The organism is Bradyrhizobium sp. 14AA, assembly GCF_054185205.1.
This window is the reverse complement of sequence record NZ_JAVAYM010000010.1, coordinates 192,642-215,518: the sequence shown is the minus strand read 5'-3', so window position 1 is coordinate 215,518 and position 22,877 is coordinate 192,642. Positions and strand designations below refer to the sequence as shown.

At 65.6% G+C, this 22,877-nt stretch carries 21 protein-coding genes; 10 read left to right on the top strand and 11 right to left on the bottom strand.

The window, feature by feature from the left end; translation table 11 throughout:
* Positions 1 to 16 precede the first annotated feature (16 nt).
* Positions 17 to 1,957, bottom strand: a complete 1,941-nt coding sequence (locus tag RAD15_RS20130; RefSeq protein ID WP_458179871.1) for a glycosyltransferase — start codon at positions 1,955 to 1,957, stop codon at positions 17 to 19.
* Positions 1,954 to 3,348, bottom strand: coding sequence for an HlyD family secretion protein (locus RAD15_RS20125; protein WP_458179870.1), 1,395 nt, complete (start codon positions 3,346 to 3,348; stop codon positions 1,954 to 1,956). The genes RAD15_RS20130 and RAD15_RS20125 overlap by 4 nt, the downstream gene beginning before the upstream one ends.
* A 282-nt stretch (positions 3,349 to 3,630) precedes the next feature.
* Between RAD15_RS20125 and htpX the strand changes: the two genes are divergently transcribed.
* Positions 3,631 to 4,578 (top strand): zinc metalloprotease HtpX, encoded by a 948-nt coding sequence (htpX, locus tag RAD15_RS20120; RefSeq protein WP_458179869.1) that lies wholly within the window; start codon positions 3,631 to 3,633, stop codon positions 4,576 to 4,578.
* Positions 4,579 to 4,713: 135 nt separating this feature from the next.
* Positions 4,714 to 5,355 (top strand): tetratricopeptide repeat protein, encoded by a 642-nt coding sequence (locus tag RAD15_RS20115; RefSeq protein ID WP_458179868.1) that lies wholly within the window; start codon positions 4,714 to 4,716, stop codon positions 5,353 to 5,355.
* Between the two features lie 235 nt (positions 5,356 to 5,590).
* Here the strand turns inward: RAD15_RS20115 and RAD15_RS20110 are convergent, their stop codons facing one another.
* Positions 5,591 to 5,944, bottom strand: a complete 354-nt coding sequence (locus tag RAD15_RS20110) for a hypothetical protein (RefSeq protein ID WP_458179867.1) — start codon at positions 5,942 to 5,944, stop codon at positions 5,591 to 5,593.
* Between the two features lie 164 nt (positions 5,945 to 6,108).
* On the bottom strand, positions 6,109 to 6,912 hold the full coding sequence (locus RAD15_RS20105; RefSeq protein ID WP_458179866.1) for a hypothetical protein: 804 nt from the start codon (positions 6,910 to 6,912) through the stop codon (positions 6,109 to 6,111).
* A 231-nt stretch (positions 6,913 to 7,143) separates the two neighbouring features.
* On the opposite strand from RAD15_RS20105, the gene RAD15_RS20100 reads away from it, so the two are divergent.
* Positions 7,144 to 7,437 carry an antibiotic biosynthesis monooxygenase gene (locus tag RAD15_RS20100; RefSeq protein WP_458179865.1) on the top strand — a complete coding sequence of 98 codons (294 nt, stop codon included), beginning with the start codon at positions 7,144 to 7,146 and terminating at the stop codon, positions 7,435 to 7,437.
* A 199-nt stretch (positions 7,438 to 7,636) separates the two neighbouring features.
* Here the strand turns inward: RAD15_RS20100 and RAD15_RS20095 are convergent, their stop codons facing one another.
* Entirely contained in the window at positions 7,637 to 9,082 is a 1,446-nt protein-coding gene (locus tag RAD15_RS20095) for a helix-turn-helix domain-containing protein (RefSeq protein ID WP_458179864.1), read from the bottom strand.
* A 232-nt stretch (positions 9,083 to 9,314) separates the two neighbouring features.
* Between RAD15_RS20095 and RAD15_RS20090 the strand changes: the two genes are divergently transcribed.
* From RAD15_RS20090 to RAD15_RS20080, 3 genes are all read left to right on the top strand, one after another.
* Complete coding sequence (locus RAD15_RS20090) at positions 9,315 to 10,946, top strand: isocitrate lyase (protein ID WP_458179863.1); 1,632 nt, start codon at positions 9,315 to 9,317, stop codon at positions 10,944 to 10,946.
* Between the two features lie 29 nt (positions 10,947 to 10,975).
* Positions 10,976 to 11,185: a DUF4170 domain-containing protein gene (locus tag RAD15_RS20085; RefSeq protein WP_018323282.1), complete on the top strand. Its 210-nt coding sequence runs from the start codon at positions 10,976 to 10,978 to the stop codon at positions 11,183 to 11,185.
* Positions 11,186 to 11,369: 184 nt separating this feature from the next.
* Complete coding sequence (locus RAD15_RS20080) at positions 11,370 to 11,924, top strand: hypothetical protein (protein WP_458179862.1); 555 nt, start codon at positions 11,370 to 11,372, stop codon at positions 11,922 to 11,924.
* Between the two features lie 99 nt (positions 11,925 to 12,023).
* Here the strand turns inward: RAD15_RS20080 and RAD15_RS20075 are convergent, their stop codons facing one another.
* Positions 12,024 to 12,905 (bottom strand): metallophosphoesterase family protein, encoded by an 882-nt coding sequence (locus RAD15_RS20075; protein ID WP_458179937.1) that lies wholly within the window; start codon positions 12,903 to 12,905, stop codon positions 12,024 to 12,026.
* A gap of 95 nt (positions 12,906 to 13,000) precedes the next feature.
* Here RAD15_RS20075 and RAD15_RS20070 point away from each other — a divergent pair, with 95 nt between their 5' ends.
* Positions 13,001 to 13,492 (top strand): NUDIX domain-containing protein, encoded by a 492-nt coding sequence (locus RAD15_RS20070; RefSeq protein ID WP_458179861.1) that lies wholly within the window; start codon positions 13,001 to 13,003, stop codon positions 13,490 to 13,492.
* Between the two features lie 3 nt (positions 13,493 to 13,495).
* Here the strand turns inward: RAD15_RS20070 and RAD15_RS20065 are convergent, their stop codons facing one another.
* Positions 13,496 to 13,873 (bottom strand): DUF2304 domain-containing protein, encoded by a 378-nt coding sequence (locus RAD15_RS20065; protein WP_458179860.1) that lies wholly within the window; start codon positions 13,871 to 13,873, stop codon positions 13,496 to 13,498.
* Between the two features lie 64 nt (positions 13,874 to 13,937).
* The gene (locus RAD15_RS20060; RefSeq protein WP_458179859.1) at positions 13,938 to 14,687 is read right to left on the bottom strand and encodes a glycosyltransferase family 2 protein; all 750 of its coding nucleotides are present in this window, start codon (positions 14,685 to 14,687) and stop codon (positions 13,938 to 13,940) included.
* A 151-nt stretch (positions 14,688 to 14,838) separates the two neighbouring features.
* On the opposite strand from RAD15_RS20060, the gene RAD15_RS20055 reads away from it, so the two are divergent.
* The 3 genes from RAD15_RS20055 to RAD15_RS20045 all read left to right on the top strand — a co-directional run bounded on the left by RAD15_RS20055 (position 14,839) and on the right by RAD15_RS20045 (position 17,612).
* Complete coding sequence (locus tag RAD15_RS20055; RefSeq protein ID WP_458179858.1) at positions 14,839 to 16,005, top strand: hypothetical protein; 1,167 nt, start codon at positions 14,839 to 14,841, stop codon at positions 16,003 to 16,005.
* A gap of 59 nt (positions 16,006 to 16,064) precedes the next feature.
* Complete coding sequence (locus RAD15_RS20050; protein WP_458179857.1) at positions 16,065 to 16,580, top strand: GNAT family N-acetyltransferase; 516 nt, start codon at positions 16,065 to 16,067, stop codon at positions 16,578 to 16,580.
* 342 nt (positions 16,581 to 16,922) lie between these two features.
* Positions 16,923 to 17,612, top strand: a complete 690-nt coding sequence (locus tag RAD15_RS20045) for an alpha/beta fold hydrolase (protein ID WP_458179856.1) — start codon at positions 16,923 to 16,925, stop codon at positions 17,610 to 17,612.
* A 20-nt stretch (positions 17,613 to 17,632) separates the two neighbouring features.
* Here RAD15_RS20045 and RAD15_RS20040 read toward each other — a convergent pair whose 3' ends face one another.
* The 3 genes from RAD15_RS20040 to RAD15_RS20030 all read right to left on the bottom strand — a co-directional run bounded on the left by RAD15_RS20040 (position 17,633) and on the right by RAD15_RS20030 (position 22,874).
* Entirely contained in the window at positions 17,633 to 19,990 is a 2,358-nt protein-coding gene (locus tag RAD15_RS20040) for a TonB-dependent receptor (RefSeq protein WP_458179855.1), read from the bottom strand.
* 150 nt (positions 19,991 to 20,140) lie between these two features.
* Entirely contained in the window at positions 20,141 to 20,545 is a 405-nt protein-coding gene (locus tag RAD15_RS20035; protein WP_458179854.1) for a DUF2946 domain-containing protein, read from the bottom strand.
* Between the two features lie 265 nt (positions 20,546 to 20,810).
* A complete protein-coding gene (locus tag RAD15_RS20030; RefSeq protein WP_458179853.1) occupies positions 20,811 to 22,874 on the bottom strand; it encodes a hypothetical protein in 2,064 nt (687 codons plus the stop codon).
* Positions 22,875 to 22,877 lie beyond the last annotated feature (3 nt).

The window sequence follows — 22,877 nt, the reverse complement described above, 5'->3', positions numbered from 1 at the left end:
TCCTTTCCGTGCCACCTCAGCCGAACAGCCGCAGCAGCAGCGCTTTTCCCACCGGGAGCGCCCTGACGCCCTGATAGGCGCGGACATACTCGCCCGCATAGAACGCCCTGATGGCGTGCACGCGCGTATCCATGCCTTCCTCGAACCGCACCGCGAATCCATCCGTCGTCCGTCGCACCACGATCGCGGCGATCGCGCGGCCGTAGATCCGGCATTCGATCGTGCTGCCGGGGTGCGGCGGATCGGGATCGATCAGCCGCGCGCCGGTAATGGAGATGTCGGCGAGCCGCGCGAGATGCGACCTGCCGTCCTGGCGCAGCAGCACCGGCTCATTGCGATCAAAGCGCTCCGCCTTGCGCTTGCGCGGCTGCTCGATGCAGACAAAGCAGACCACGGTGAGGATGAGCGCATTGTACAGGCTCCAGGCCAGCGCCAGTCCGCCATAGGCGATGTTCTCGCCGCGCAAATGCAGGATGAAGGCATAGGCGATGGCCGTGAGCGTGATGACAAGCGCGCAGCCGTAAATTCGCAGCAGCGGCCATTCGACGAATCGCCGGTCACGGTCGCCGCCTTTCGCGGTGACCTTGAACTTGTGTCCCTTCGGCTTCAACAGGCCGGTTGCCACCGCCTTGAGCACGGCGGGCGCGGCGATGAGCTGCGAGACATCCGTCATCATGGCGAGCGAGCGGCCGCGCGACAGCCAGGCCATGGTAAGGCCGTGCCAGACATAGAACGGCAGAAAATAGCGCAGCAGCTCGGTCAGGTCGGCCCGGACCGCCTTGATGCCGAACAGCAGGAACAGCCAGGGCACGATGAGCCCTGCCACCTTCGACGTGTAGACCGCGGCCCAGCTCATGAAGGCATCGACCAGCGAGAGCCGGTCGATGAACGAAAGCTTCGAGGTCTGCGAGAACGGTCCGCTGCGGCCGCGCACGATTTGCATCAGGCCGAGGCACCATCGGGCGCGCTGGGTGATGTATTCCTTCAGCCCTTCCGGCGCGAGCCCGATCGTCAGCCGCTCGTTGAGATAGATCGTGTTGAGGCCATGCTCTTTCAGGCGGAGCGTGACGAGATAATCCTCGGTGACGGAGTCGGTCGGAAATCCGCCGATCCGCACCAGCCCGTCATAGCGAATGAGGGACGAGGTGCCGCAGCAGAAGGCGACACCCCAGGCATCTTTCGCCGGCAGCAGGATGTCGAAGAAGAAGCGCTGCTCGTCCGGCCAGACGTCGGTTGCGGCGAGGTTGGTCTGGATCGGATCGGGATTGATGAAGTGCTGCGGCGTCTGCACCACGCCGACCGACGCATCGTCCATGAGCGAGACGGTGCGCGCGAGGAAGTCGGGCCGCGGCACGAAGTCCGCATCGAGGATGGCGACGAAGTCCGGCCGCTCCGGCAGCGTACCGACATGCCGGAGCGCATGATTGATGTTGCCGGCCTTGGCGTGATGGTTGTCGGGCCGCGTCAGATAATGGCAGCCGAGTTCGCCCGAAAGGCGCCGCAGCCAGGGTCGTCGGCCGTCGTCGAGTACCCAGACGCGGTAGTTGCCGTAATCCATGCCGGTGGCGCCGATGATGGTGCGCTCGAGGATCGATCGTTCCTCGTTGTAGGTGCAGATGAAGACGTCGATCAGCGGCGCGCCGGGATCGGTGGCGCGGCTGTCGATCCTCGCCGCCTTGGTGCGGTCGAGCGTGCGGCTGAGGAACAGCAGCGACAGCGTGACTGCGACCAGCGAAGCCGCTTCCAGCAGCATGAAGGGATAGCCGATCGCGGCATCCGCCGTCAGATGCGGCGGCGGGAGGGTCGCTGTGACGCGCCAGTGAAGATAGCGGAGCAGCAAGACCAGCGACACGACGGCCAGGAAAGTTCGCGCCATCGTGCTGTCGCGCCTGAGCAGCGGCACGATCGCCATGAAGGCGCCGAGTGCAATCAGGCCGGGTGCCAGCGCCGTCGTCACGGTGCGGTCTCTTGCCTTGCAAACACGACGCGGCCGGTGCGTCCCACCGTGCAGCCGTGGGCGGCGGCATCGGCAAGCGCAACGGTCACGCGATAGGGCTCCTTGCTCAGCGCATCAGGATTGATGGCGAGATTGGCGGGCGCGCCGGCGGCGCCGGTCAGATTGACCACGGTGCCGGAGATCGGCGTGCCGCCGTCGTTCGGCTCGAATGTCGCGTGGTCACCGAGCTGCAGGCGGTTGTAGACGTTCTCGGTGACGTTCGCTGTGATGACGGCGCTGCTGCAATCGAGCACCTTGAGCAGGGGTTGGCCGGCTTGCACGTCCTCGCCCGGCGAGGTCATCATCTCCCAGACGCGGCCTGCGACGGGCGTCGTGATGTTGGCTTCGGAGAGATCGGCGAAGCGAACCTCCTCGATGATCATCTCGTTGGCGAGCCAGGCGATCTCGGTGTCGATGCGTGCGAGATCGGCCTCGAGGTCGCCGGCGCGCTGGCGCATTTCCTCCTCGCGCTGCACCGAGCTTGGCCGGTCGTTGTAGCTGTCGCCGAGGAACGAGCCGTTTTGTGCCGCGGTGAGCTCGACCTTGGCGGCGTCCAGCCGCTTGCGTGCACCGAGCTCGGTCTGCTGTGACACCGATAGCTCGCGCGTCAGCCGCGCCAGCTCGACCGTCGAGACGTTGCCGGTTTTCGCCAGCGAGGATGCGCGGTCGACGGCGGCGCTGGCCTCGTCCCGCCGCGCTGCCGCCGCCTCGATCGAGGTCTGGATCTCGGCAATGCGGGCCTCGAGCTGCAGCACGCGCCCGTCGCGGAATTGGCTGGCCTGTCGCGCCAGGTCCTTTTGCGCTGCCTGGGCCGAGGCAAGCTTGGCGGCAAGGCTCGGTCGCTCGTTTTCCAGGCGCGATTTCTGCCGCCGAAGATCGTCGAGCCGGGTGCGATCGCTGCGCGAGTTGACCACGCGCAGGACCACGGTGCCGGCATCTAACCTGGCCTGGTCGGTCAGGCGCTGCGCGGCCGCCACACGGCCGCCGATCGGCGTGCGCAGTGTGACGAGGCGGGAATTCAGCACGGCCTCGACGCTGGAATATTCCCAGATCGCGCGTAACGGCAGCCAGCCGAATACGGCAATGACGGCAAGCCCGATCGCGATCTTGGCGCCGCGCCGCAGATGTGGCCAGCGCTGCTGCGGCTCCGGCGCGGTCTGCGCATCGGGGGCGAGGCCGGGCTCGTCATTGGCGAACATCTGCTCGTACAGCGCCTCCTGCAATCCCTTCGCGTCAGTCCTGGCGTCAGTCCTGGCGTTAGTCCTCGCGTCGATCCTGGCGTCAATCTTGGCGTCGTGGGGGGAGGGAGCAGATGCGGGATCGACGGAAGCGGCGCTCGAGCGGTCCATCATGACGGTCACCTTGCTGACGGGATGCCAACGGAACCGGTCAATGCGCCGCAACCGCGCGGCGTGCCCGGTTACCGCGAATTAAGCCGCGATTGCACTTTCCAGGTTGCTAAGCCTCCGCGCGTGTTTTTGCGCAAATCCCGTTCAAGATGTAGCGGCGGGAGAAAGGCTGGCGCCGCCATGAATCTGCGGCCGGGCGACGCACGAACCTTGCGGGATCAGGCGGCAGTCATACCTCGGGGGCGGCGGCCAGAGGTTTGCCTGCGGCCGCCACAGGAGACGGCCATGAACTATCTTCGTACCGCAATGCTGCTCGCAGGCCTCACCGCCCTGTTCATGGGCGTCGGCTATCTGATCGGCGGTGCCTCCGGCGCCATGATCGCGCTCGTCATTGCCGCCGCGACCAACCTCTTCACCTACTGGAACTCCGACCGCATGGTGCTGTCGATGTACGGCGCGCATCAGGTCGACCACGCCAGTGCGCCGGAACTTGTCGGGCTCGTTGCGGAACTTGCGGGCCGCGCCGGCTTGCCGATGCCGCGCGTGTTCGTCATGGACGAGGCGCAGCCCAACGCATTTGCGACGGGGCGCAACCCCGAGAACGCCGCCGTCGCCGTCACGACCGGTCTGATGAACCAGCTCAGCCGCGAGGAGCTCGCCGGCGTGATCGCGCACGAGCTCGCGCATATCAAGCATCACGACACGCTGCTGATGACGATTACCGCGACCATCGCCGGTGCCATCTCCATGCTGGCGCAGTTCGGCATGTTCTTCGGCGGCCACCGCGACAACAACAGCGGCCCGGGCATCGTCGGCTCGATCCTGATGATGATCCTCGCCCCGCTCGGCGCCATGCTGGTGCAGATGGCGATCAGCCGCACCCGCGAATATGCCGCCGACGATCTCGGTGCGCGCATCGTGGGACAGCCGATGTGGCTGGCGTCGGCGCTGGTGAAGATCGAGGGCGCCGCGCATCAGGTGCCGAACTATGATGCCGAGCGAAACCCCGCGACCGCGCACATGTTCATCATCAATCCGTTGTCGGGCCACGGCGTGGACAATCTGTTCGCCACCCATCCCTCGACGCAGAATCGCATCGCGGCGCTCCAGCAGCTTGCGGCCGATCTCGGCGCGCGGGCGGCGCCGTCGGTCGGCGCCAACGAAAACTATCCGCCGCAGGGACCGTGGGGCCGCTCGTCCTCGCGTGGTCCTTCACGTGGTCCTTGGGGCTGATGGAACCGGCCGGAATTCGCGCCCGGCTTTGTGAGCTGGCGCACACAAGGCAGTCCGCGCCGGTGTTAACACCTCGGCGTGACCAATCCTTCGAAAGGGGATGCGTGGCCGGCCCGTCGCCGGCCACCGTCGAAGATGACCAGAGCTGCCGTACCGTTGCTGATCGTCCTGGCCGTGCTCGTCGGCCTGTCCACGCACATGGTCGTCAATTGCGGCGATGAGGACGATCCCGACATCTGCTCGGCCGTGATCGGCTTCTCGCCGCTGCGCGGCTCGCTGATCGCTTTCGCCTATGAGGGGCGCGGGCGGATCGCGCTGCGCCATGGCGACTTCAGGCGGGCGATCGCCGATTTCGACGAGGCCATCCACCTCAATCCCAACCGCGCGTCGCTCTATCGCGATCGGGCGCTGGCGCGCCGGCAGAACGGCGACATCCAGCTCGCCATCGCGGACTATGACGAGGCGATCGCGCATGATCCCAGGCTCGCCGCGCCCTATCACCAGCGCGGTCTCGCCCTCGCCGTCACGGGCGACCTCGACCGCGCCATCCTGAGCTACAACACGGCGGTCCGCCTCGACCCCAGGGATGCACAGGCCCGCCTCGACCGCGGCCTCGCGTTCCTTGCCCGCGGCCAGGCCGACGACGCGCGCGCCGATTTCGAAGCCGTGCTGGCGCTGCCCGCCAGCAAGGACGGCCGCACCCGCGAGGCAGCGCGCGCCAAGCTCGCCGAACTGGCGAGCGCAGAGCCGACCCGGTTCGCCGGACCGCGAAGGTGAGATCTCGAGAACTGCATTCGCCGCTTCTTTCCCTCTCCCCCTGTGGGAGAGGGTGGCTCGCCGCGAAGCGGCGAGACGGGTGAGGGGTCTCCATCCTCACGAACAGTATTGCGAGCGGAAAGAACCCCTCATCCGGCGCCATAGCCGAAGCTTCGCTTCGGCGTTCCTAAGAACGGCGACCGGAGGCCGCCTACGCCACCTTCTCCCGCAAGGGGAGAAGGAAGAAGGTGCGCGGCTACTTCGCCTTCTTGGCTTTCGCCTTCTTCGCCTTGGCCTTCTTTGCCGGCTTCTCTTCCTTCGCCTTCTTCTCCACCTTCACCGCAACCGGCGTGCTGGCGGCAATGCGCATTGACCGCGCGTAGCTGTCGGCGACGTTGTCGGCGGACATCTGCAGGCGCTTGGCCGCAGCGGTGGCCTGCTCCATGGTGGCCTTGGCCATCATCTTGAAGCGGTCGCCGGTCTCCTTGCCCTTGGCCTTGGCCGCAAGGCCGTTGAAGCGATCCCGCCGCTCCTTGGCGCGGGTCATCAGGCCCGTATGCAGCTGTCTGGCCAGTTGCCGGATCACGACATCCAGGTCGGCGTCCGCCATGTTGTTCTATCCTCTTCGAAAAACGGTATCGATGCGGGCGGGACTATGCAGATCGGGCCCCCCCTTGGCAATTCCCGCTCGGGCGTCATCCGCAGCTTCCGGTCTGCAAAACAAAAAAGCCGCGCATTTTTGCGCGGCTTTTGGGGTGGGTTGGCGCAGATGCCTTATTTCAGCGAGGCGACCGGGCCGCTTGAAGCTGCCGGATCGGGGTCGAAGCCGAACACGCCGACCAGATATTTGTAATAGTCCGGCATCTTCTCCTTGAGCGCCTCGCGCGACTTCGGATCGTGGAATTCGCTCTTTCCAGCCAGGAAGATGCTGGCGGTCACGGCAAAGAATTCCATGTGATTCTTCATCGGGTAGGATTCTTTGGGGAGCAGGTCCTTGGACTTGGCATAGGCGTAATAGCTGATCACGCCCTTATTGGCGTAGCCGTCCGGCAGCAGCCGCGCGTGATAGGCGTGCAGCAGCTCGTGCAGCAGCACGGCCTCCTTTTCGTACCGCATCATGTCGGGCCGCAGCATGATCACGCCGAGCCCCGAATCGACCGCGAGGTCGACGGCGTTCGGATTGGTCCAGCGCTGCTTGCCGGGGTCCCAGACCGTGAGCGTGCGGGGCGCGCTACGCTGCATGTCGGGCGTGACCCGGCCGTAGCAGGCGGTCGCTGCACCTTCGTCGAGGCAGGCCAGCTCGCTCGCAACGATCGGAACGGTGTGGAAGAAGCGCAGGATGCGCGGCGACAGGCCGACGCCTTCGACGACGTCGATCTGGTGCTTCAGATTGTCGGTGAGCTTGTCGACGTCCTTGCGCTCGGAATTCTCCGAGAGGTCGAACATGTAACCGCGGTAGCTCTGGAATCCCGGAGGCAGCGGCTGGCTTGCGCCAGCGGCCTCGGGAGATCCGGCATTGGATGGATTGGCGAAGAGCGCGCCGACGATGGTCGCGGTCAGCAGCAGCGCAATGCGCATGGTGAACCCCCTGATGTCACTTCGCCCGGCAGGATAGGCCGTCGCCGTTTGCGAAAAGTGAGTGCGGCGAGACTAGGGCAGCGATGTTGAGGCGTGCTTAACCGTTGGTTGCAGATCGCGCAGGCGGATTAGTGCCGGGTTAACCAAGCCGTAGATCGGCCGCCAGCTTCGGCGTAACATCCCCCTCAGGGCATCATGCCCCACATCAGACAGCCGGAAGGGGAGGATGCCATGTATGCCGCCATCCGTCAGGCCAAGGCGAAGAGCGGGAGTGCGGAAGAGCTGACGCGCCGCATCAAGGACGGCGCCGTTCCGATCATCAGCGAGGTCGACGGTTTCCGCGCCTATTACGTCGTCTATGCCGGCGACGACACGGTCACCGCGATCTCGATCTTCGACAAATTCGAGCAGGCGGAGGAGGCAAACCGGCGCGCGATCGCCTGGATCGAGAAGGATCTGGGCCCGCTGCTCGCCGGCGACGCGCGCGCCGTGGCAGGGCCGGTGATCGTGCATACGCTGGCGTAAGGTTGGCGCGAACTCTCTCCCCAATGTCGTCCTGGCGAAAGCCAGGACCTATTACCCCCGGGAGAGGTTGTGGCGCGAGATCGCAGTTGCGAGTCTTCGCCAAACTCGATTTTGGGGTAGTGGGTCCTGGATCTGCGCTTCGCTTGTCCAGGACGACGGCGGAGTGAGTGGCGCACGCTTGCCACTAAGCACTCCGCCCTCACAACTCCCTTGCATTCGAGAACGCGAAGCTCGACACCCGCCTTGTCGTCTCGTCCAAAATCAGCGTGCGGGTGATCGGCGGCTCGGCACGCTGGGCGCAGTTTTCGCGCTCGCAGAGGCGGCAGTTGACGCCGATCGGGGTGCCCTCGGTCTTTTCCAGATCCATGCCGGCGGCGTAGGTCAGGCGTGCGGCGTGGCGGATCTCGCAGCCGAGGCCGATGGCGAAGCGCGGCTGCGGCAGCGGGTGCGGCGCGACGGGGCGGCGCACCATCTGCGCGATCGAGAAATAGCGCGTGCCGTCGGAGAGCTCGATCACCTGCTTCAGCAGGCGATCGGGCGTATCGAAGGTCGAGTGCACGTTCCACAGGGGACAGGTGCCGCCGAATTTCGAGAACGGGAACGTGCCGGAGGAGAAGCGCTTCGAGACGTTGCCGGCATTGTCGACGCGGAGCAGGAAGAACGGAATGCCGCGCGCGTTCGGCCGTTGCAGGGTGGTGAGGCGGTGGCAGACCTGCTCGAAGCCGGAATTGAAGCGCTGCGCCAGCACGTGGATGTCGTAGTTGAGCGCCTCGGCAGCAGCGAGGAAGGCCGGATAGGGCATCATGACAGCGGCGGCGAAGTAGTTGCCGAGCGTGATGCGGAACAGCCGGCGCGGGGCATCCTCGAGCGGGCCGGCGCGGCCGATGATGGTCTCCAACTGCTGCGCGCATTCACCTAGGCCCAGCTGGAAGGCCAGCTGGAACGCGCGGCCGGGCGGGTCGACCAGCTCGGAGATCAGGAGCTGGCGGCGGTGGCGGTCGAAGCGCCGGAGCGTCTCGCGCATCACGTCGACCGGCATGATGCGGGTCTGGACCGAATGCTTTTCGCGCAAGCGCGCGGCCAGCGCCGCATAGAGCCCTTCGGCCGGCACGTTCAGCTCGTCGCGCAAGGCTTCGGCAGCCTGCTCGAGCTCCGGAAAATAGTTGCGGTTGGCCTCGATCAGCTCGCGCACGCGCTCGACCGGATTGGTCTCGTAGCGCGTGCCGACGTCGCGGTCGGCCATCTGGGCCGCGGCCAGCGTCTCGCCCTGGCGGGCCTCGGTATAGGCCGCGTAGAGCCGCTGCAGCGCATGGGTGACGCCGGGGCAGAGCTCGGCGAGGTCGCGCAGTTCCTGCTTGGGGACGTCGATCTGGCGAAACAGGGGATCGGAGAAGATCTCGTTCAGCTCGGCAAAGAATCGGTCCTCGTCGGCGGTCGCAAGATCGCGCAAATCGAGGTCGTAGGTCTCGGCCAGCCGCAGCAGGATCTGGGCGGTCACCGGGCGCTGGTTCCGCTCGATCAGGTTGACGTAGCTTGGCGAGATCCCGAGGCCTTCGGCGATCTGGGTCTGGGACAGCCCCAATTGCTGCCGAATCCTTCGGAAGCGCGGGCCGACGAAGAGTTTCTTGCCGGATTCGGCGGCCATATCTCAGATCTCCGTGCGCATGAAGGGTAGTCTCACTGACCTATATTTTTTACAAACTTTACAAAATAACATCTGTTACATGTTCTGATGTTACATGACATCACCAATAAAAAACAAGCCATCTATACGAAGTTTCCGTTTTCGCGTTTAGCTCCTGACACGCATTTCGCAATGCACTGTCAAGAATGTCGATGGCACTCCATCGTCATCGTCAGCGAAAAGGATCAGGCACATGAACTATCAGCCACGCGGCATCAGCACCCAGGGCCCGGCCTCGTATCAGAGCGAGATCGATGCAGCCCAGGCACTCCTCAAGACCCAGCCGACCTGGAACGGAGTGTCGGCCGAGGCCGTCGCCCGCATGCGCCTCCAGAACCGCTTCAAGACCGGCCTCGACGTCGCCCGCTACACCGCGGCGCTGATGCGGGCCGACATGGCCGCCTATGACAACGACCCCACCAAGTACACCCAGTCGCTGGGCTGCTGGCACGGCTTCATCGCCCAGCAGAAGCTGATCTCGGTCAAGAAGCATTTCGGCGGCAAGACCGATCGCACCTATCTGTACCTCTCGGGGTGGATGATCGCGGCGCTGCGCTCCGAGTTCGGCCCGCTGCCCGACCAGTCCATGCACGAGAAGACCTCGGTGCCGGCGCTGATCGAAGAGCTCTACACCTTCCTGCGCCAGGCGGACTCGCGTGAGCTCAACGACATCTTCCGCCTCCTCGACAAGGCGCGCAAGGAAGGCGACAAGACCCGCGAGAAGGAGCTGATCGCGAAGATCGACGGCTTCCAGACCCACGTCGTGCCCGTCATCGCCGACATCGACGCCGGCTTCGGCAACGCGGAGGCGACCTATCTGCTCGCCAAGAAGATGATCGAAGCGGGCGCCTGCGCGCTGCAGATCGAGAACCAGGTCTCGGACGAGAAGCAGTGCGGTCACCAGGACGGCAAGGTCACCGTGCCGCACGAAGTGTTCATCGCGAAGATCCGCGCCTGCCGCCACGCCTTCCTCGAGCTCGGCGTCGAAGACGGCGTCATCGTGACCCGCACCGACTCGCTCGGCGCCGGCCTGACGCAGCAGATCGCCGTCAGCCACAAGCCCGGTGACATCGGCGACCAGTACAACAGCTTCCTCGATTGCGAGGAAATCACCGCCGAGAACGCCCGCAACGGCGACGTCATCATCAACCGCAACGGCAAGATGATGCGTCCGAAGCGGCTGCCTTCCAACCTCTACCAGTTCCGTCCCGGCACTGGCGAAGACCGCTGCGTGCTCGACAGCATCACCTCGCTGCAGAACGGCGCCGACCTGCTCTGGATCGAGACCGAGAAGCCGCATATCGAGCAGATCGCCAAGATGGTCGATCGCATCCGCAAGGTCATTCCGAACGCGAAGCTCGCCTACAACAACTCGCCGTCGTTCAACTGGACCCTCAACTTCCGTTGGCAGGTCTATGACGCGATGAAGGAAGCCGGCAAGGATGTCAGCAAGTACAACCGCGCCGAGCTGATGAAGCCGGAATACGACGATACGCCGCTGGCCCTCGAAGCCGACGAGCGCATCCGCACCTTCCAGGCGGATTCGGCCAAGCGTGCCGGCATCTTCCACCATCTCATCACGTTGCCGACCTATCACACGGCAGCGCTCTCGACCGACAACCTCGCCCGCGAGTATTTCGGCGAGCAGGGCATGCTGGGCTACGTCAAGAACGTCCAGCGCCAGGAGATCCGTCAGGGCATCGCCTGCGCCAAGCACCAGAACATGGCCGGCTCCGACATCGGCGACGACCACAAGGAGTACTTCGCCGGCGAGGCTGCCCTGAAGGCGGGTGGTGCGCACAACACGATGAACCAGTTCGGCTAACGCACACGCTATTCGACAGGAGACTGACAATGACCAAAGGCAGCAATTTCTGGGTGATCGGCGGCGAGTTCGGTTCGATGAACTTCCACAAGCTCGTGGAAGGCTCGGCCCAGGTGCAGGGTCCGTTCAAGACCCGCAAGGAAGCCGAGGATGCCTGGCGCACGGTCTCGGAAGAGAACCGCCACAAGGCCGGCGTCCGCTTCTCGATCGTGGAAGAGCCGTCGCGGGTCTCGGCCTGACAATCTGAACTAAGAAGACGTCCAAGGACGGATGGTCCCATCCAGGCTCTGCCTGGGTGGGATCGTCTGTTTTTGGCACAGGTGAAGGAGCTGTGGGCTCGTTAAGTCTCTGGAATTGTGTGCCCTTTGCGGAGGGTGTGGTTGCTGATAGGTTAACGGGGATAAGTCGAGGACGAGGCCGACAATGTCAGAGCCGGAGACCAGCGGGACCCATCCCAGCCAGCCGCGCCCGGTGCGGCTGCGCGACGCGCTGTTGCGTGCCCGGATCGAGGCCGCCGACCGCACCGGCGTGGTCGTCGATCTCAGGGATGCCGAGGTGGCGCGGCTGGAGATCCTCAACGACGCGCTCGATCCGCTGTTCGCGCAGGTGCCCGAGCAGGTCGACCTGTTCGACCGCGGCATCAGCCAGGGCGATACGCCCAGGCTCTGGATCGATGTCGTCGCGCACATCATGATGGGGCGCGACAAGCGGATGTACCGCTTCGTCCAGGACACCCGCTTCGGCCGCATCGTGCTCGCCGAATCGCACGACACCACCGTGATCGTCGAGGCCGTCACCGACTATGTCGCGCGTCGCATGATCGAGCGCGAGCATGCGATGGTGGTCCCGCCCGAACCCGTGCCCGCGGCCGCCGAGCCACCGCGCCGTTCGCGCCTCTGGCCGTTCGTGTTCGGGTTTGTGCTCGGGGCCGCCGCGCTGTTCGGCGTTGCCGTGCTGGCGGTCCTGCGGAGCTGGTGAATCTCTCTCCGTCGTCATTGCGAGCGAAGCGAAGCAATCCAGAGTCCCTCCGCGGAAAGATTCCTGGATTGCTTCGCTTCGCTCGCAATGACGGACGAACTAAATCAACCGCGTATGCTTGATCTGCTGGATCTGAAATCCCGCGCCGAGCCCCCGCACCGTCTGCTCGCAGCGCCAGCCGTTGTTGTCCTTCTCGATACTGAACAGATTGTAGGCTGCCGCCGGGTAGCGCCCGTGCGCGAGCGCGGAGGCCGACGGCACGCCGAGCGCGGGAATGTTGCCGTTGGGACCCTCGAACCACATCGTCGAATGAATGTGGTCGTGTCCGTGCAGGATCAGCTCGACGCCGTGGCGCTTCAACAGCGCCAAGAGATCGGCAGAGTCCGTCATCCGCTTCTGGCGCGCCTCGGACTTGAGGGGATGATGCACCAGCAGCACGCGGAAGACATCCTCGGCCGCGAGCCGCTCGAGGGTCTGTTCGAGGGCTGCGAGCTGATCGCGCCCGAGCGTGCCCGTGGCCATCAATGGCAAGGTCGGCACCGCCGTGGACAGGCTGATCAGCGCGAGCGGGCCGCGCCGGCGCACGCTCGGAAAGCCGATGCTGCCGTCGTCGCCGGCAAGATAAGGCGCAAAGGTCTCGCCGAAGCGATGAAAGGTGGCGCGGACATAGGCGTCGTGATTGCCGGGAATCGTGGTGACGCGGTCGGGCGGGCCGACCTCGTCGAGCCACGCGCGAGCCGGCGCGAATTCGGCCTCCAGCGCCAGATTGACGAGATCGCCTGTCACGGCGACATGGTCGGGCGCCTGCGCCTGCATGTCGGCGACCAGTGCGTCGAGCACCTCGCGGCGCTGGTACTTGTGCCGGTTGCGCGTCCAGTTGACGTAGCCGAGCACGCGCTTGCCGGCGAGCTCGATCAGCCGCGGCTTCGGCAGGGGCGGCAGATGCGGATCGGACAGATGGGCGAGCGTGAAAGGAGCCAGCGTGTTGTGAGTCATGGCGCGCGATTGCCTCGCTATTGCTCCGCTGTAATGGCAAGGTCGCGAGGACTGCGCAAGCGGGGTGTCAAGGGAGCCTGATGGGGAATCGTCTGAATCGGATGCGCCGGAAATTCGAGCCGCTGCTGCGGCGAATCTTCCACGCCTATTTCCTGCTCGTGCGCGGCATGACGCTCGGCGTCCGCGCCGTGGTGCTGGATGCCGAGAACCGGGTGTTCCTGGTCCGGCACAGCTACATCGCCGGCTGGTATCTGCCCGGCGGCGGCGTCGATCTCGGCGAGAGCATGGAGCAGGCGATGCGGCGCGAGCTCAAGGAGGAGGGGGACATCGATCTCACCGCAGACGCGGTGCTGCACGGCATCTTCTTCAACAGCCACGTCTCGCGCCGCGACCATGTCGCGGTCTACGTCGTCAAGCAGTTCAGGCAGGACCGCCTGCCGGAGCCCAACCACGAGATCGCCGAATGCGGGTTCTTCGCGACCAATGCGCTGCCCGAGGGGACCACGCAAGGCACGCGGCTTCGTATCGCGGAAGTGCTGGACGGCAAGCCGCTGATCGCGACGTGGCGGTGAGGCTCAACCGCCGGACCGGCTGTGCTCCTTCGCCTGCAGCTCCAGCGCCAGCAGGCTCTGCTCCTGGATCAGCGCGCAGTTCTGCCGCTCCAGCCGGTGCAGCCGCGCCGTCATGTTGTGCATGAACGCGAAGACCACCAGGAACAGGGCGCCGAACATCACGACGAAGGGAAACACGACGCCGGTCAAATGGCTGACGAGATAGGCGAGGCTTGGAAACAAGGCGAAGCCCGCGGGGATGATCGCCACCATCGACAGCATCAGGAAATCGTAGAGATCGAACTTCCCCTGCAGCGTCTTGCGCAGCAGCACCAGCATGTAGATCAACGCGAAGGCGGAGATGACGGCAACCGTCTCCACGCTCGGAAGGACGCTTGTCACGGTCGCCTCCTCAGGCTGTTTGGCGAGATGATGAAGTCGCAAATCGATACGGAGAAGCGCCGCGTCATGACGATCTCACCAGACGCGCGAGCAGGATGTAGCCGAGCACGCGGATCATGTAGCTCGCCGACTTCAGTCCGTCGATCGAGCTGACGCCGGTTTCCCGCGCCCGCATCTCGACCGGAACCTCGTTGACCGAGAGTCCCGCGCGCATGGCCCAGGCCAGCGAGATCGGCTCGGGAAAATCCGCAGGATAGGCTTTCGCGAAGAAGGCAATGGCGGCGCGGTCGAGCAGCCGCATGCCGCTGGTCGGATCGGTGATGCGGCCGCCGCTGAACAGGCTGTTGAGCGCCAGCACGATCAGCCTGATGCCGGCGCGCCGCATGCGCGTCGAGCAGAAGCCGGCATGGTCGATGAAACGGCTTCCGATGGTGATGTTGGCGGGGTCCTTGCGATAGGCGTTCAGCAGCGTCTCGATGGCGCGCGGATCATGCTGTCCGTCGCCGTCGATCTGGATGCAGAAATCGAAGTCCTGCCGTGCCGCGTATTTGATGCCGGTCTGCACGGCGCCGCCGATGCCGAGATTCTGCGCGAGGCGGGCGACGGGCGAGCGGCTGCTTGCCACCGCGGCCGTCGCGTCCGACGAGCCGTCGTCGACGACCAGGGTGTGGTAGGGACGGCCGGTCGCGGCAATCTCGCTCAGCAGGCTGCCGATCGAGGCCTCCTCGTTGAAACAGGGGATGACGAGCAGGATCCGCGGCGCGCCGTGCTGCGGTGCGGCGCCGCCGTTGTGGCGCGTATCGGTTGCACCCAAGCCCGATCCCAGCCCCGATCCCAACTCCAAGCCCATGTCGGCCACGTCCGCCTCACCTCCAAAATCCCCACCTTGCTATACTTGCCGGTGCTTTTCCTGTACAGGCGGCCTGCCCTTTTCCCCAAGCTGCGCCGGAGCGCCGGCATCGCCCATGAGAGCCGTAAAAGTACTTTTTTCGATTTTGTTTCTGGCGATTCTGGCCAGCAATGCTCGCCTGATCTCGCATTGGAGCGAGAGCCGCGGCGTCTATGACGACATCTGCTATCTCAGGCAGGCGCATTTGTTCCAGCGCTTCGGATGGCAGGGGCTCGACACCAGTCTCGCCCGTGAAACCGACGGCTATCTCGCGGGCAAGCTGCGCAGCATCAATTATCCGGACTGGAACGATCCGACCCGGGCGCCCTGCCACACCCCAACCGCCGACGGCAGCAAATCGGTGATGACGCCGCCGCCGGGCACCGGCTTCGTGCTGGCGCTGTTCCCGCAGGGGTTCCAGGTCGTTCCGCTCTACGTGCTGGCGAACGTCATCATCGCCGGCTTTGCGCTGTACGGACTATGGCGGTCGCGGGAGAAGGTCGCGTTGACGTCAGCCGCATTGTTCGGCGCGCTCTCGATCTACTTCATGATCAATCCGACCAAGGCGAGCTATTCGATGGCGCCGACCATGGTCGTCTGTGCATTGACGGCTCTGCTCACGGCAAGATTGTTCGTCGATGAAGGCCGGCGCCGTCTGCTGCTGATCGTGGCCATCGGCGTGCTGCTCGGCCTGTCCGCGAGCTTTCGGATCGCGAACGTCATTCTGTCCGCCGGCTATTTCCTGTTCTTCGGATTGTCGTTCCTGATCTGGCGCAGCCGCGAGACCTTCGCCGCAGGCCTCGTGCTCGGCCTGGCGTTCCTTGTCGGGCTGTTGCCGGTGTTCGCGGCGAACCTGGTCAATTCGGGCCATCCGCTGGTCTCGGCCTATGGCGGTCAGGATACGGCACCGCCAAGCCTGGATCCCGCCGTGCTGCAGGCCTATCTCCGCGACACGCAGTTTCCGCTGGTCGTGATCGCCTGCGCATCGGCCGCGCTGTTGTGGCGCTTCGCGAACCATTCCGGCGTCAGGAAGCTCACGCTGCTCGTTGCCGGCAATCTCATGCTGAATCTGGCATTCTTTGCCACGCATCCGGTCTTCACGCAGTATTACGTCATTCCCATCCTGATGCTGTCGCTGTGGACGCTGCTGTTCGCCGCCGTCCTCAGCCGCGGCCCGGCATGGGGTTTTGTCGCTCACGAGGCCGATGGACCGCGGCCCTCCGAGGTGTTATCCCGCTTGTGACATCGACGCGTTTTCCGAACGCGAACCGGGACTTCCTTCGCTCGAAGACGCATGCTGACATGAACGATCTCTCGCTCACTATCCTTCCCGAAGCTGCCGGCGACGCCCAGGCGATCGAACGGTTGCACGAACGTACCTTCGGCCCCGGCCGCTTCGTGCTCAGCGCCTACCGGATCCGCGAGCACGTCGACCATCTGCTCGACGTTTCCTTCACGGCCCGCATCGGCACGCTGCTGGTCGGCTCGGTCAGGCAGCTGCCGGTGCTGGTCGGCGAGACGCCCGCGCTGCTGCTCGGGCCGCTCACCGTCGAGCCGCCGTTCCGCGACCGCGGCATCGGCCGCCTCCTGATGGAGCGTGCGCTGAAGGACGCCAAGGCAAAGGGCCATGCCATCGTGCTGCTGGTCGGCGACGAGCCCTATTACAGCCGCGTCGGCTTCAAGCAGGTCCCCAAGGGGCGCGTCACCATGCAGGGCCCGGTCGACGCCGCGCGCATCCTGGTGTTCGAGCTCGTCGACGGCGCCTTCGAGGGCGTGTCGGGGCAGGTCGCTCCCGACTGGAGCAAGGCGCGCGGGTAGGGCGTCAAGTTCGTAGCTAGTAGCCCGTAGCCCGTATGAGCGTAGCGACATCCGGGAGACCTGTCGCCGGGAATACACTGTCCCGGATATCGCTGCGCCCATCCGGGCTACGACGCTGCGCATTGAAAAGCGCAAGGACGCTGCGGGGCAGGCGGGCTGCGCGCTTTCGTTTTCGCAAGCCCTTGTCTCTTCGCACGAAAATGCTTCGCGCGCTGCTTGCATCGCCTCGCCGACCACAGCTCAAACGATATTGTCGCGCAGGCAACGCTTGTTGCTTCACTGACGACGGCGCAACGAGCCGACGATGTGGCTTGTCCAGCGCCAGGAAAATGGAGACGTACCGTGGCAATCGGAACGGTCGTGCTGGTGCACGGAGCTTTTGCGGATGGATCTTGCTGGGCCAAGGTCATTCCTCTCCTGACCAAGCGCGGGCTGAAAGCTCTCGCCGTCCAGAACCCGCTGAGCTCGCTCGCCGATGACGTCGTGGCCGCCCATCGGGTGATCGACATGCAGGAGGGGCCGGTCCTCCTTGTCGGACATTCCTGGGGCGGGGCTGTCATCACCGAAGCGGGCAATCATCCCAAGGTCAAAGCCCTCGTCTATGTCGCCGCGGGCGCGCCGGACAGCGGCCAGTCGTTCGACGCCTGGTGGAAGCCCTACAAGCCGGCGCCCGGTGCGGCCGAGATCAGGCCCTACGGCGAAGGTTATGTGGCGCTGACGCAGCAGGGCGTGCGCAAGCACTTCGTTCAGGACGTTCCGACTGAGGAAGCCGATATCGTCTACGCCACGCAAGGCCCGCTGGCGGTCAGATGCTTCGGCGACACCGTCTCGAAGGCCGCCTGGCGCTCAAAACCTTCGTGGTACGTCGTCGCCGCACGCGACGAGACCATTCCGCCGGAGGTGCAGCGCGACTCGGCCGGCCGCATGAGCGGCGAGACGCTCGTGCTTGAGAGTTCGCACGTGCCGATGCTCTCCCAGCCCGCGGCCGTCGCGGAATTCATCGCAAAGGCCGCCGCATCCGTTGCGGGATAGCGGCGGCCGCTGGAGCGAGGCTAGAACTTGAAGTTCGCGAACGCCCGCACTCCGATGCCGGGCATCAGCACCTCGTCCTTGGTGTAGGACACCGAGTTGCGGATGCTCTCGTTGAGGAGATTGTTGCCGACGATGCCGGCGATCATCTCGCGTGCGCCGAACCGAAGCGGATCGAGCTTGGTCTTGTAGCTGACCTCGGCCTTCAACAGATTGTAGCCAGCCGTCGGCGTCTCCGCGATCACGGCGACGTTGTTCTGCGCGAAAGCATGCAGCAGGTTGACCCGCATCAGCCAGTTGTCGTCGCGCCAGAACACGCCGCCGCCGATCCGCACCGGTGGAATGCGCGGCACATTGGTGCCGTCGGTGAAGGTGGCACGGACCACGTCGAGCTGGTTTTCGATGCCCCAGATGCCGCCCTGGAACGCGCCGACATCAAGCTGCGACTGGAATTCGCCGCCGCGGAAGTTCGCATTGCGCTGCGAATAGACCGCCTGGTTCAGCTCCGCGCCGGGCGTGCCGCATGAGGCGAAATCGTCGTCGCACATCACGCCGGTGAGGCGGCGATAGATGAAATTGTCGAAATGCGTGTAGTAGACCGTCGCCTCGAACCGGAACGGTCCCGTCGCCTTGCGCACGCCGAGCTCGACGGATTTCGCCGTCTCGATGGTGAGATTGGGATTCCCGATGTCGAAGGTCGCCGTCGCGTCATGGCCGCCGCGGGAAAACAGCTCGGCCGCCTTCGGCGCGCGCTCGACATATTGCGCGGTGATGCTGCCGACCATGCCGCCCGGCAAATCCTGCAGCAGGCCGATGCTGCCGCTCTTCGGCGTGAACGACGGATTGCGCGCGATCGCCGCCTGCGGCGTGCCGTCGGGCAGGTAGTCGGCCGGGAAGTTCGGCGTCGTGCCGTGCAGCTCGACATGCTCGATGCGGCCGGCGATCTGCGCCCGCGTCGCCTCCGTGAACTTGAACTCGTTGAACGCGTAAGCGGCAACGCGCGTGCTGTTGTTGGGGTCCCACAGGCCGTTGAACAGCGTGCCGGGATTGTCCGGGCTCGGCGCGCTCAGTTCCTGATGACCGACCTGGAAGCCCAGTGCCGTCGTCACCTCGGCAAAGCGCGCGTTGAACGGCGTCAGTTGCACCTCGGTGCGGATCTCCTGCTCCTTGTTGGTGAAGGTCTGCCGCACGCCGTCGCTGGTGGGATCAGTGGGATCGGCAAGGCCGATCTCGTTGTGCCGGTAGTCGGTCGCGCCGGCCCAGAACCGGATCGTGTCGATCGCGGCGGCGTCGGGGCGGTACTCGCCCTTGACGTTGATCTTGGTCTGGTGGCCGTCGATGCGCGTGTTGTGGTCGGCGCCGTCGATGCCGGGGATGTGGTAGAGCGAGTCGTTCTGCGTGATCGCAGCGCCGATATAGCCGCCCTGGAAGAAGTACGAGCCGCCGATCGAGGCGCCGTCCGAGCGCGTCGCCGAGTTCGGCTGGCGGCCGTTGGCGACGGATCGCGTCTGGTCGTTCAGATAGGGATAGCTCGGGATGCCGTAGTCCGTGGTGTTGCGGCCATAGGCATCGGCGTGGAACGCGAAATTGCCGCCGCCGGTGTCGAGCAGCACGCCGCTCTCGACGCCGCGGTCGACCGAGCTGAACGCGGTGCGCGTCTCGGCAGTGACGCAGGGCGATGTCGCGGCTGCCGCAAGCGGGGCCTTGGTCGGCAGGCCGTAAGCCTGGAACGACGGCGCGCAGTTCGGCAGTGCATCCGGAATGCGGTTGTTGGTGGCGCTGACGACGCCGCCGATCGAGGTCGATCCGTAGCGCAACGCGGCCGGCCCGCGCACCACCTCGACCTGGTTGGTCGCGAGCGGATCGATCGGGACGAAATGATCCTCGCCGAGGTCCGAGGCTCCGCCGGAATTGGTGCCGTTCTCGACAATGCCGACGCGGTTGACGTCGAGGCCCCGGATGATCGGCCGGCTGGAGGCGCCGGGCGCGAAGCTCGAGCCGGTGATGCCCGGCTTGGAGAAGAGCAGATCGCCGAGCTGGCCGCCGCCCTCGCGGCGGATCTCCTCGTTCGGCACCACGGTGACGGTGGCGAACTGATTGGTCACGATTGGCAGCACGCCCTGCTGAGGCGCGGCCGTCGCAGGTGCCGCCGGCGTGGCTTCCGCCGTGCGCTGCTGGCTATGCGACCGTCCGGTGCGCGCGACATGGACCGGGCTGCGGGTCGGCACCACCCTGCGGACGATGGGGCTCGGCGCCGTCACGGTGACGGCGGGGATCTCGGTGGATGATTTGTCCTCGGCGAATGCCGAGGTGGCGGCGGCGCCGAGCAGGAGCAGGCTGGCTCCGCCGAGGCGCTGCGCGCGTCGCAATTTGAATGACATGGTCCTGATTCCAGTCAGGCGCCGTCCGGAAGATTCTTTGTTGATCGGAGGGCGGCCTGCCGTCGCGGCGCGACGGAATTCGACTTCAACTTCTCCCGGGGCGTTCGCCGACATGCGGCAGGCCCGGGCGTGATCAAGCACTGTTGGAAGTCAGGACGCGGGAGGCGCGCGCGGCTGGAATGCCGTCCCGGCCGATTTCAAATGGAGGAATTCGGCATCGGTGGTGCGGTAGAGCAGGTCGATCGCCTGCGGCAGCAGCAGCACGGGCGGCGTCGAGGATACGACCGTGCCCGCCATCGCGACGACGGCGCAGATCGCGCAATTGTCCTCGCCCGGCTGCTCCCGGTCGGGTCCTGAAGGCGATTGCTTCTGGACCGCGGCGCGGTCGGTCGAAGCGATGTCCCTGGTGCTGTCGGTCTGCTGGAGCGAGGATTGGGCGAGAGGGGCGGCCTGGGCGAACCAGTGGCTATGGCCAAACGTCAGCGCGAACTGCACCAGCATCGCGAACAACGCGAGCCGGGCGCCGTGCCTGATATTCGACCGGAACCACTTCATCGGAAAACGCCACCCCGCATCGCGAGACCCTGATATCGCGATGTTATAATGTAACATCGCAATATGGGGCAGTGGATGTCAACAGTCACCGAGCCGACCCACACGGACCGAGTCCCCGATGTGTCGTTCGTGCAACTCGCGCCTGATGGGGATGGCTGGCGCCCTAACGCAGGTGCGTTCCCTCCCCCACAAGGGGGGAGGGAACGGAGAGAGCGTCGCAGTTGGCTGAACTCAATTCGATTTCAATCTACCACGCTTCAGGAGATCACCGCCCCTCGCGCATCCAGGTCGCGGCGAAGGCGCCGAGCAGCAGCAACAGGCCGATCAGGCCGGCGAAGATCGGCAGCACGCCGACGCCCTTCACGACGCTGGCGTCGCGCATCCTGACCCCCATCCAGCCGTCGCCGGCAAAGACGCTCACGGACCGCACCGGCACAATGCGCGGCAGCTCGACGCTGTTGCCGTCGACGACGCGCACGGCGTTGCCTCCGGTCGCCTGCGTCAGCGGCTTCAGGGTCTCGGTGGTCGAGGTGACTTCCGAAAACTCCTTCGGATTGGTCGGGCCGACATTGATCAGCGCCTTCAGCGTGCCGTCGGTGGCCTGCCACAGGCCGAGTTCGCTCGCCGGCAGGCTGGCGCGCCACTCTCCGGGATCGCCGGGGCTCAGTGTCAGGTCGCGCGACACGCCCGACGGCGAGGTCACGCTGACAGGCTGAACGCTGTCCGCCATGGTCTGGCGCACCACGACGAGATCCTTGCCCTGCACCTGGAGGCGCAGCGCCTCTTCGTCGAGATCGGGTTGCTTCATCAGCCAGTGCGACATCCGTCGCAGCAGGTCGAGATGCGGCCCGCCGCCCTCATAGCCGCGCGCCCACAGCCAGATATGGTCGGACAGCAGCAGCGCGACGCGTCCCTCGCCGAAGCGCGACAGGAACAACAGCGGCTTGCCGTCGACGCCCGTCATGACAGGCGGGTTGACGGCATTGCGGGTGTCGACGGTGCGGAAGAACCGGCTCCAGCGCGGCGGCTCGCTCGCGGAGCCTTCCAGCCCACGCGTCACGGGATGGCGTTTGCCGACGTCCGACAGATGCGCATAGAACGGCTTCTCGGTCACGCCGACCGGCTCTGCCGGCAGCACCGAATCCAGCGGCGTGCGCCAGATGCTGGTGTTGGAGGCGTAGTCGGGGCCGGCGGAGACGAGCACCGCGCCGCCCGCGCGCACATAGCGCGCGATGTTGTCGAAATAGGCGATCGGCAGCACGCCCTGGCGGGCGTAGCGGTCGAAGATGATCAGCTGGAATTCGTTGATCTTCTGCTGGAACAATTCGCGGGTCGGAAACGCGATCAGCGACAATTCGTTGATCGGCGTGCCGTCCTGCTTCTCCGGCGGACGCAGAATCGTGAAGTGCACGAGGTCGACGCTGGCGTCGGACTTCAAGAGGTTGCGCCAGGTGCGCTCGCCGGAATGCGGCTCGCCCGAGACCAGCAGCACGCGCAGCTTGTCGCGCACGCCGTCGATGGCGACGACGGCACGGTTGTTCACCGGCGTCAGCTCACGTTCGAGCGGCGAGGCCTCGATCTCGACGATGTTCGGGCCGGCATGCTTGATGTCGACGTCGACGCTGCCGCTCTGGCCGCTCGACATCGTGCGCTCGTTGATGACCTCGCCGTCCCGCCGCACCGTGACCTTGGCGCGCTCGCCGGAGACGCCCTGGTCGTCGAGGCGGTAGCTGATGGTCTGGGTCTGGCCGACGATGCCGAAGCGCGGCGCGGCCGTGACCGCGATGCGGCGGTCGCGTTCGTCCTTCTGCCCGGTGATCAGCGCGTGCACCGGCGCCTGGAAGCCGAGCGCGGCAGCGCTGGCCGGAATGTCGTGGACGCGGCCGTCGGTGATCAGGAACGCGCCGGCGACGCGGTCGACCGGCACGTCCGACAGCGCCGAGGCGAGGGCGCCGAACAGCTTGGTGCCGTCGGTTTCGCCGTCGGCCTGTGCGGCGTCGACGACGCGCACCTCGAGGCCCTTGATCTTCTTCAGGCTGTCGACCAGCGCTTCCTGCGCCTGCGCGGCCTCGCGATTGCGGTTGCCGAAATTCTGGCTCGGGCTCTTGTCGACGACGATTGCGGCGACCGAGGTGAGGGGATCGCGGTCCTCGCGGGTGAAGGAGGGATTGGCAAGTGCCAGCAGGAACAGCGCCAGCGCGGCGACGCGCACCGCCGCACCGCGCGCACGCGCCAGCAGCAGCACGATCGCAATGACGACGATGGCCGCGAGCGCGAGCCACAGGACGATCGTGGGAACAAGCGGCGTGAACGCGATGCCGTAATTCATATC